Genomic DNA, 8,441 nt, shown 5'->3' with positions numbered 1-8,441 from the left:
GCCACCTGCGCCGATGGTACTGCACTCGACAGGGTGTGGGAGAGTAGGACACCGCCGGAACATCCTTCCCGAAGGCCCCCAGCTCACGCTGGGGGTCTTTCGTGGTTTCCGGGGAACATTCCCCTCGGTTCGGACAGTTGATCAATTTGTGGATTCCGTGACCGATTCCGTAGGTCTACGCCGGCTCCGGATAACGCTCGGCTACACGTTTCTGCTGCTCATTTCCACCACCGTGCTGGCCTTCCTGAGTGATCCGACCGTCGACCAGGTGATGTTGCGGGCGAGCACGAATCTGCACAATCTGCTGCACGGTCACATCGGCACGCTGTTGTCGAGCGCCTTCTTCATCGGGACCGGACTCGAAGCCTGGTTGATTCTCGCTGCCCTCGGTGCCCTGCTGGCACTGACCGAGATGCGGTTCGGCGGGCGGAGGCTGGTGGGGATCTTTCTGGCCGGCCATGTCGGTGCGACTCTGATTGTGGCCGTTGGCCTCTGGGTGGGTGTCCGTGAAGGGTGGTTGCCGGACAGCATCTTCGATGCCGAGGATGTCGGCATCAGTTATGGCGCCATGGCTCTGATAGGGGCCCTGGTGGCTGTACTGCCACCGCGATTCCGCTGGTTCTGGTACATCTTCTGGCCTTTGGTGGCGGTGGACGGGGTGTTCGTGGGTCAGACCTTCACGAATGTCGGCCACCTGCTCTCCGTCCTCATCGGATTGTCCCTCGGCTTCTTCATGATTCGCCGTCGGTCGGCCCCGCGTCCCTTGTCGATAGTGGAGTGCGGTTGGCTCGCGGTCTCGGTGATTCTGGGCGGTTCACTACTGCTGGGATGACGTAGGAAATGGGAGAGCAGTGCTCTTGACTTGGTGCATCTGTCTGGTGAACACTGGACGCAAGAAAGAGCACCGATCTCGGAGTGGATGATGATCTCGACGATCTGGCACGATGCCAACCTCACGCTTGCCTTCCTGCTGGAATTGGTCGCCTACGGCGCCCTCGCCTGGTGGGGGATGCACAGCGGCCGGAGCCGGATGGGGAAGGTGCTGCGGGCAGTGGGAGCCGTGGCGGCCGCGGCCGTGTTGTGGGCGCTGTTCGCGGCGCCGGCGGCGACTTTCCATATGGTGGCGCTCGCGGTGATCACCGAGATCGCGGTGTACGGCGCGGCGGCCACGGCGTTCGTCCGGGTCGGGTATCCCCGTGTGGCGGTGGCGTTTCCGGTGGTCGTCGTCGTGAACATGTTGCTGGTTCACTTCACATAGCAAGATGGCCGGTATGGCTATGGTGACTGCGTTCACGGAATTGATGAACCTGCGGCATCCGATTGCGCTGGCGCCCATGGGCGGTTCCGCTGGTGGGGCGCTGGCCTCGGCCGTCTGCGAGGGCGGTGGGCTGGGGCTGCTCGGGTCGGCCCGCGGGGACCAGGAATGGCTGGAGCGGGAGGTGGGGATCCTGCGGGCCGGCACCGCGCGGCCGTGGGGTATCGGGTTGTGGACCTGGGCCGTGGACAAGGCGGTGGTGCGGCGGGTACTGGAGTTCCGGCCCGCGGCGGTGCTGTTGTCGTTCGGTGATCCGATGCCGTTCGCGGAGCTGGTGCGGGCGGCGGGCGTGACTTTGATGCTGCAGGTGGGGGATTCGGAGGAGGCGCGGCGGGCGGTTGATGCGGGGGCGGATGTGATCGTCGCGCAGGGGAACGATGCGGGTGGGCACGGGGTGCAGCGTGGGATCGGCACACTGTCTTTCGTGCCGGCGGTGGTGGATCTCGCCGGTGGCACGCCGGTGCTGGCGGCGGGCGGGATCGCCGATGGGCGGGGATTGGCGGCCGCATTGGCGCTGGGTGCGGCGGGGGCATTGGTGGGGACGCGATTCCAGGTGACGCCGGAGGCGCTGGTCCCGGTGGAGATCGGGAAGGCGCTGCTGGAGGCCGGCGGCGCGGATACCGAGCGCAATCGCGTGCTCGATATCGGGCGCGGATCGGATTGGCCGGCCCGGTATCCCGCGCGGACGCTGCGGAATTCGTTCCTCGAGACGTGGCGCGGGCGGGAGGACGAATTGCGGTCCGATGCCGCGGCGCTGGCGGCCTACCGCGCCGAATCGGCGAGCGGTGCGGCGACGGCGGGGCCGATCTGGGCGGGGCAGGGCCTCGACCTGATCTCCGGTGTGGAGCCGGCGGAGACGCTGGTGGGCGCGATATCCGCGGAAGCCGAACGGGCACTGCGGAATATTCGGATGACCTGACGCGCTACGGCTGTTAGGTTCACTCACGGCGAGGCCGTTGGGGGTACTCGCCACCATTCGTACCAGGGGAAGGGAGCCTGTCATGCGTGAGATGCGCGCTGTGGTTGCCCGTTCGCGTTATGACGTGATCCTGGTGTCCTCGCCGGCCCGGTGCCGGCTGCGCGGCCGGTACTGAGACCGGACTTTCCTGTGCCATAACGGGTTCGGGGCTGCCTTCGAGCCGCTCCGGTCCGGTGATTCGCGCTGTCTTGTCTCGTTTCGGATCGAAGGACCGAAGACTGTGCGTACCACTGTTTCCCAAGCTCTCGCCGCCGTTCGCAATATCGGCATCCTCGCGCATGTGGATGCCGGGAAGACGACCGTCACCGAGCGAATACTGTTCCTGGCGGGCGAGATTCACAAACACGGCGAGGTGCACGACGGCACCACCGTCACCGATTTCGACGCGCAGGAACGCGAGCGCGGCATCACCATTTTCGCGGCCGCGGTGGCCTGCGAGTGGAACGAGCACCGGCTCACGGTGATCGACACTCCGGGGCACGTCGATTTCTCCGACGAGGTGGAGCGTGCACTGCGTGTACTCGATGGCGCCGTCGCCGTATTCGACGCCGTCGCGGGTGTCGAGCCGCAGAGCGAATCGGTGTGGCGGCGGGCCGATCGGTACGGCGTGCCGCGCATCGCGTTCGTGAACAAGATGGATCGCGCCGGAGCCGATTTCGGCCGGGCCGTGGACTCCATTCGACGGCGACTGCATCCGGCGCCGGTGGCGGTGCAACTCCCCATCGGCAGCGAATCCGGCTTCACCGGCGTGGTGGATCTGGTCCGTATGCGGGCACTGGTCTGGACCGCGGGCGTGCTTGCGGTGCAACCCATTCCGGACGACCTGCTCGCGGCAGCCCGGCAGCGTCGCCGCGAACTGGAAGAGGAGGTGGCGGAACGGCATTCGGCCGTGCTGGAGGAGTACTGTGCCGGACCGGTGTCCGACGAGACCCTCGTCGCGGCGCTGCGCCAGCTCACCCTGACCGGTGAGATCGTGCCGGTGTTGTGTGGTGCGGCGTACCGCGATATCGGCGTCGAGCCGCTGCTCGATGCCGTGGTCGGCTACCTGCCTTCGCCGCTGGATCGGCCGTCGATCGAGGCCGGGCGCACGCTGCGGGCCGATCCGGCGGAATCGCTTGCGGCCCTGGTGTTCAAGGTGCAGGCGACCGGAACCGGCCGGCTCACCTTCGTGCGCGTGTACTCCGGCACCCTGGCCAAGGGTGATCCGGTGCTGGACGCGGGCACCGGCCGGGTCGAGCGGGTCGGGCGGATCCTGCGGGTGCAGGCGGACCGGCATCGCGAGGTGCGGTCCGCGGTGGCCGGCGATATCGTCGCGCTGGTCGGGCCCAAGACGGCGCGGGTGGGCGCGACCCTGTGCGCGCCCGGTGCGCCGATTCAGCTGGAACCGCCCATCGCGGCGGAGCCGGTGCTGTCGGTGGCGGTCGAGGCGCGCAACAGTGCCGAGGCGGAACGGCTTTCGGTGGCGCTGGTGCGGCTGGCGGAGGAGGATCCGTCGCTGGTCGTGCGCACCGATCCGGATTCCGGGCAGACACTGCTCGGCGGGCTGGGCGAGCTGCATCTCGAGGTGGCGGTGGAGAAGATCCGCCGGGATCGCGGGATCGTGGTGTCGGTCGGGCGGCCGCAGGTGGCGTACCGGGAGATGCCGGTGCGGGGCGTGCGCGGGCTGCGGTACCGGCACGTCAAGCAGTCCGGTGGGCCGGGGCAGTTCGCGGAGGTCGTGATCGATGTGGAACCCCTGGATGCCGCAAGGGATTTCGAGTTCCATTCGACCGTGACCGGTGGCCGGGTGCCGCCCGAGTATGTGCGGGCGGTCGAGGCCGGCTGCCGGGATGGGCTGGCGGACGGTCCGCTGGCCGGGCATCCGGTGCTCGGGGTGCGGGTGACGCTGACCGATGGCGCGACGCATCCGGTGGACTCGTCCGAGCGGGCGTTCCGCGCGGCCGGTCGGCTGGCGTTGCGGGCGGCGCTGCGCCCGGAGGCGATGACCCTGCTGGAACCGCTGGTCGAACTGACGGTCACGGTGCCGGAGGATGCGGTCGGCGTGGTGCTCGGTGATCTCGCCGCGCGCCGCGGCCGGGTGCTCGATTCGTCGGTGCGCGGTGGGTCGTCGGTGGTGACCGCGACCGCTCCGCTCGCCGAGGTGTTCGGTTACGCGACTCGTCTGCGTAGTCGTACGCAGGGGCGCGGCACGTTCACCACCCGCCCGGCCGGGTATGCGCCGGCCCCGGTCCGGTGGTGATGCGGTAGCGCGATGGCCGGTTCGCTTATGCGAACCGGCCATTGTCATACGCGTTTCTCAGTGCTCGCTCCGAAGGGTTGTTTGTTGTCGCGACTACGGTTATTGTTGTCGCAACAACAGCGTTCCGATGCGGGACACGGACAAGGCAGGCAGTCATGATGTACTCGTTCACCGAAGAAGCCGTGATCACCGGCGAGGTAGCGAAGATCTGGGCGGTGGCGACCGATGTGGCCCGCTGGTCCGAATGGGATCCGCACGAGGAGGAGTCGCGCTTCGACGGTGAGTTCGCGGCCGGGGCCGAGGGCTGGGTGAAGCCGAAGGGCGCACCCGCCGGGCCGTTCACCATCGTCGCCGTCGAACCGGAGCAGTCGTGGACCAGTGAGGCGGGCATACCGTTCGGGAAACTGCGGGGACATCGGACCTACGAGCCGCTCGGTGACGGCACGGTGCGGGTGGCCGAACGGGTGGAGGTGCACGGGCCCATGGGACCGTTGTTCAAACTGATCTGGGAGAAGGGGATGCGACGCGATATGCCGCGCACCTTCGCGGCATTGGAGAAGGAGGCGCGGAGCCGTGACTGACGAACCGCGAGCGGTCCCCCGGGGGCCGCTCATGAGCCCGGGGTTCTGGCTGCATCACGCCGCCCTGGAGTGGCGGGCGACCCTGGAACGGAATCTGCGGCCGCTCGGGCTGACGCCCACCCAGTTCAACCTGCTCGCCTCGGCCGGATGGCTGTCGCGGCAGGGGGAACTGCCGACGCAGCAACAGGTCGCCGACATGTCCGGATCCGATCGGATGATGGCGTCGAAGGTGCTGCGCGTGCTCGAGGAACGCGGGCTGCTGGCCCGCCGGGCCGACGCCGGCGACGCCCGGGCGCTGCGCATCGAACTCACCACCGCCGGACGGGAATTGGTGAGCAAGGGCGTGCAGACCGCCGTGGACACCGATCGGCAGATGTTCGGGGCGGACGCCGAGCTGCTGCGTGAGCATCTGAAACCGATTGCAGCCCACCGGATTCCCGGCTGAGCCGACCGGTTACGCGGGGAATTTCTTGATGAGAACGGCTCGCGTGTAGAGGAAGTCGAAGCCGCTGCGCTGGGCGTTCTGCATGGATTTCGAGCCCGGCTGTGTCGTGATGACCGCGATATCGCAGCCGGTGGCCGCGGCCTCGGTGAGGCGGGCCGCGAGCAGGGCGGACTGAATGCCGTTGCGGCGGTGCGCCGGGAGGGTCGCCGCGCCGGTGAGCTGGGCGATACCGTCCGCCACGCGCATACTGGCGCCGCCCGCGACCTGGCCGTCGTGGACCGCGACATAGCGCTGGACACCGGCGGCAGTGGTGAGATCGCGCATAGCGTCGGCGATGATCTCGCGCGGGAATTCCTCGTGCGAGACGACGCCCTGGGAGTCCGGATGGGCGAAGCCGTCGGCCAGGATATCGAGCCAGAGGCCGAATTCGTCCTCGCCGCTGGGGCGTACGCGGACTCCGGCCGGGGCAACGGCCGCGGGTGCGCCGGTGATCGCTCGGCCGAGCACGTTCTCGAATCCGGCGAGCCGGTAGCCGCGCTCGGTGAGCAGCTCGCCGAGCGCCGGATCGGCGAGGTGGGCCAGTTCGACCTGGACCGGGGTGTCCCGTTTCGCGAATTGCCGTTCGATCTCGTCGAATTCGCTCGCCTCGGGTACGCCGCCGAAGCCGAGTCCCGCCACCTTGTTGAGCGGCGATCCGATATCTGCGAACGAGGCCACTCCGCCGCCGATCGGTAGGACGAATCCTGCCTCGGAGCCGAGCCGCGACGCGGCGGCCGCGCTGCCCGTCGCGATCAGGTCCGTTTCGGCGCGTTCGATACGCGCGCCGAGCTCGATCCCGCAGAAGAGAGAAACACCGTCGGTCGCCATGCACCGAGCCTAACTTCGGGCAAACCCGTCCTGCGACAGAATTTCCCGCGCGTCAGCCGGCGAGGTGGGTGGCGAGCCAGGCGGGGAAGGCCGTGAGGTCGGGGAGGACGACGTCCGCGCCCGCGGCCGAGAGTTCCGCGGCGGAATAGGGGCCGGTGGTCACGCCCACCGCCGTCGCGTCCGCGAATTTGGCGCCGCGCACATCGCCCAGATGATCGCCGACGTAGATGGACGCGCCGTGTTCCCGCAGCACCTCACCCTTCTCCTCGGCCCAGACACCTCCCACCAGATCGTCGACCTCGAGGCCGAGGAAGTCGAGGTGCAGCTGCGCCTGCGGCTGGTTCTTGGCGGTGATGACCAGGACCTTGCCGCCGGCCGCGTGCACGGCCGCGACCGCGTCGACCGCGCCGGGAAGGTGCAGGCTCGGCTCGATCGCGAGCCCGGGATACAGCGACCGGTACAGCGCGACGATGTCCGGCACCTGCTCTTCCGGAAACCATTCCGCGGCCTCGGTGGCCAGCGGCGGACCCAGCCGGGACACCACCAGTTCGGAGTCGATCGGCACGCCGGTCTTCGCCGCCACCGCGTCCCAGACCGCGGCGATGCCGGGCCGGGAGTCGATGAGCGTCATATCCAGGTCGAACCCCACCACGAGCCCGGCCGGTAGAGCGGGCGAGAGATCATGAGCCACCCCCCGACCATACGGTCCGCCCCGGCCCGTCCGGTCCGCCACCCGCCTATTCGTCCCATCTTTGCCGTCAGGGTGATTTCAAGGGTGTCGGCCGGATTTTCGCGCGGCTACCGTGACGCCACTCGCGTCCGGTGGTGGCAGCCGGCCAGAGCAGAGGAATCGGATTGAGTATGCAGTGGGCGGGGTCGCGTGGGCTCCGGACGGTGGTGGGCGTCGCATCGGTGGCCCTGATGGCCGGGCTGGTGGCGGCGTGTGGCGGCGGTTCCTCCGGAAGTGCTTCGGACACCGTGTATTTCGGGGTTTCCGGGCCGAAGACGGGCCCGTCGGCCGAGTACGGGCGACTGTGGCAGCAGGGTTTCGACCTGGCGCTGGATCAGATCAATGCGGCCGGCGGCATCAATGGCAAGAAGGTCGCGCTGAAATGGGAGGATTCGCAATCGGATCCGAAACAGACGGTGCCGATCGCCACCAAGTTCGTGGGCGACAAGTCCATAATCGCCGAGCTCGGCGACTTCTCCTCGCCCGCCTCGATCGCCGCCTCGCCGGTGTACAACCGGGGCAAGCTGGTGCAGTACGGGTTCACCAACTCGTCGACCGAATTCACCAAGGGCGGCGACTATTCGTGGAGTCCCTCGATCACCCTGGACGTGATCGAGAAGGTCAATGCGGAATGGGTGCGCGCCAAGGCCAAGAAGGTTTCGGTGGTGTATCTCGAAACCGACTGGGGCAAGCAGGCTTTCCAGTTCTTCCAGCAGTTCGCCAAGGAGCAGGGCATCGAGATCGCCTACTCCTCGCCGATCCTGCCGGATTCGCAGGACTTCCGGCCGGTGCTGATCAAGGGCCGGGACGCGAACCCGGACGCCTTCGTGCACCTGGGCTACGGGCCCGATGGCGCGCTGGTCGTGAAGCAGCTGCGTGATGTCGGGTTCAACGGCCCGTTCTTCGGTGGCCAGAACACCCCGCAGTTCATCGATCTGGCGGGATCCGCGGCCGAGGGCGACATCGTGAACGGCGTGTTCTCGCCCGCCGATACGACGCCCAAGGTGCAGGATTTCGTGACCAAGTTCCGGGCGAAGTTCACTACGGACCCGGGCGATTTCAACGTGTATGCCTATGACGCGGTGAACATTCTGGTGAAGGCCGCGAAGTACGGTGGCGCGACGCGTGACGGTGTGCTGAAGGGCCTGCGCGAGATCAAGGACTTCGACGGAATCGGTTTGAACACTTTCGCTTTCGACCAGCAGACGCGTCGTCCCGACGGGGTGAAGCCGATCGAGCTGGTGTTGCAGAACGGCAAGTTCGTGCCCGCCGGAAGCAAGTAGCC

Annotated in this window: 9 protein-coding genes; 7 read left to right on the top strand and 2 right to left on the bottom strand. The window is 67.9% G+C overall.

The features are described from left to right. Positions 1-157 precede the first annotated feature (157 nt). The 6 genes from ACIP5Y_RS17885 (at position 158) to ACIP5Y_RS17860 (ending at position 5,559) form a co-directional block, all read left to right on the top strand. Positions 158-832 (top strand): rhomboid-like protein, encoded by a 675-nt coding sequence (locus tag ACIP5Y_RS17885; RefSeq protein ID WP_400351209.1) that lies wholly within the window; start codon positions 158-160, stop codon positions 830-832. A gap of 87 nt (positions 833-919) precedes the next feature. Beyond that, a complete protein-coding gene (locus ACIP5Y_RS17880; RefSeq protein WP_400351208.1) occupies positions 920-1,258 on the top strand; it encodes a DUF2568 domain-containing protein in 339 nt (112 codons plus the stop codon). A 13-nt stretch (positions 1,259-1,271) separates the two neighbouring features. Further along, positions 1,272-2,234, top strand: coding sequence for an NAD(P)H-dependent flavin oxidoreductase (locus ACIP5Y_RS17875; RefSeq protein ID WP_400351207.1), 963 nt, complete (start codon positions 1,272-1,274; stop codon positions 2,232-2,234). A 280-nt stretch (positions 2,235-2,514) separates the two neighbouring features. Then, entirely contained in the window at positions 2,515-4,533 is a 2,019-nt protein-coding gene (fusA, locus tag ACIP5Y_RS17870; RefSeq protein WP_400351206.1) for an elongation factor G, read from the top strand. Between the two features lie 155 nt (positions 4,534-4,688). Continuing rightward, positions 4,689-5,114 carry an SRPBCC family protein gene (locus ACIP5Y_RS17865; protein ID WP_400351205.1) on the top strand — a complete coding sequence of 142 codons (426 nt, stop codon included), beginning with the start codon at positions 4,689-4,691 and terminating at the stop codon, positions 5,112-5,114. Next, a complete protein-coding gene (locus ACIP5Y_RS17860) occupies positions 5,107-5,559 on the top strand; it encodes a MarR family winged helix-turn-helix transcriptional regulator (RefSeq protein WP_400351204.1) in 453 nt (150 codons plus the stop codon). Before ACIP5Y_RS17865 ends, ACIP5Y_RS17860 begins: the two co-directional genes overlap by 8 nt. 9 nt (positions 5,560-5,568) lie before the next feature. Here ACIP5Y_RS17860 and ACIP5Y_RS17855 read toward each other — a convergent pair whose 3' ends face one another. Together ACIP5Y_RS17855 and ACIP5Y_RS17850 are read right to left on the bottom strand one after the other, a co-directional pair. Continuing rightward, positions 5,569-6,426: a GNAT family N-acetyltransferase gene (locus tag ACIP5Y_RS17855; protein ID WP_400351203.1), complete on the bottom strand. Its 858-nt coding sequence runs from the start codon at positions 6,424-6,426 to the stop codon at positions 5,569-5,571. Positions 6,427-6,478: 52 nt separating this feature from the next. Next, positions 6,479-7,117, bottom strand: coding sequence for an HAD family hydrolase (locus ACIP5Y_RS17850; protein ID WP_400351202.1), 639 nt, complete (start codon positions 7,115-7,117; stop codon positions 6,479-6,481). A 170-nt stretch (positions 7,118-7,287) separates the two neighbouring features. On the opposite strand from ACIP5Y_RS17850, the gene ACIP5Y_RS17845 reads away from it, so the two are divergent. Continuing rightward, positions 7,288-8,439 carry an ABC transporter substrate-binding protein gene (locus ACIP5Y_RS17845; protein ID WP_400351314.1) on the top strand — a complete coding sequence of 384 codons (1,152 nt, stop codon included), beginning with the start codon at positions 7,288-7,290 and terminating at the stop codon, positions 8,437-8,439. Positions 8,440-8,441: the final 2 nt, after the last annotated feature.

Source organism: Nocardia sp. NPDC088792 (genome assembly GCF_044750615.1).
Classification (GTDB): Bacteria; Actinomycetota; Actinomycetes; order Mycobacteriales; family Mycobacteriaceae; genus Nocardia.
This window is presented reverse-complemented; position numbering and strand designations above follow the sequence as displayed.

Bases quoted from the DNA above. Each gene is read 5' to 3' on its own strand.
- ACIP5Y_RS17865 (WP_400351205.1), top strand. From the start codon at position 4,689: ATGATGTACTCGTTCACCGAAGAAGCCGTGATCACCGGCGAGGTAGCG.
- ACIP5Y_RS17880 (WP_400351208.1), top strand. From the start codon at position 920: ATGATGATCTCGACGATCTGGCACGATGCCAACCTCACGCTTGCCTTC.
- ACIP5Y_RS17875 (WP_400351207.1), top strand. From the start codon at position 1,272: ATGGCTATGGTGACTGCGTTCACGGAATTGATGAACCTGCGGCATCCG.
- ACIP5Y_RS17855 (WP_400351203.1), bottom strand. From the start codon at position 6,426: ATGGCGACCGACGGTGTTTCTCTCTTCTGCGGGATCGAGCTCGGCGCG.
- ACIP5Y_RS17845 (WP_400351314.1), top strand. From the start codon at position 7,288: ATGCAGTGGGCGGGGTCGCGTGGGCTCCGGACGGTGGTGGGCGTCGCA.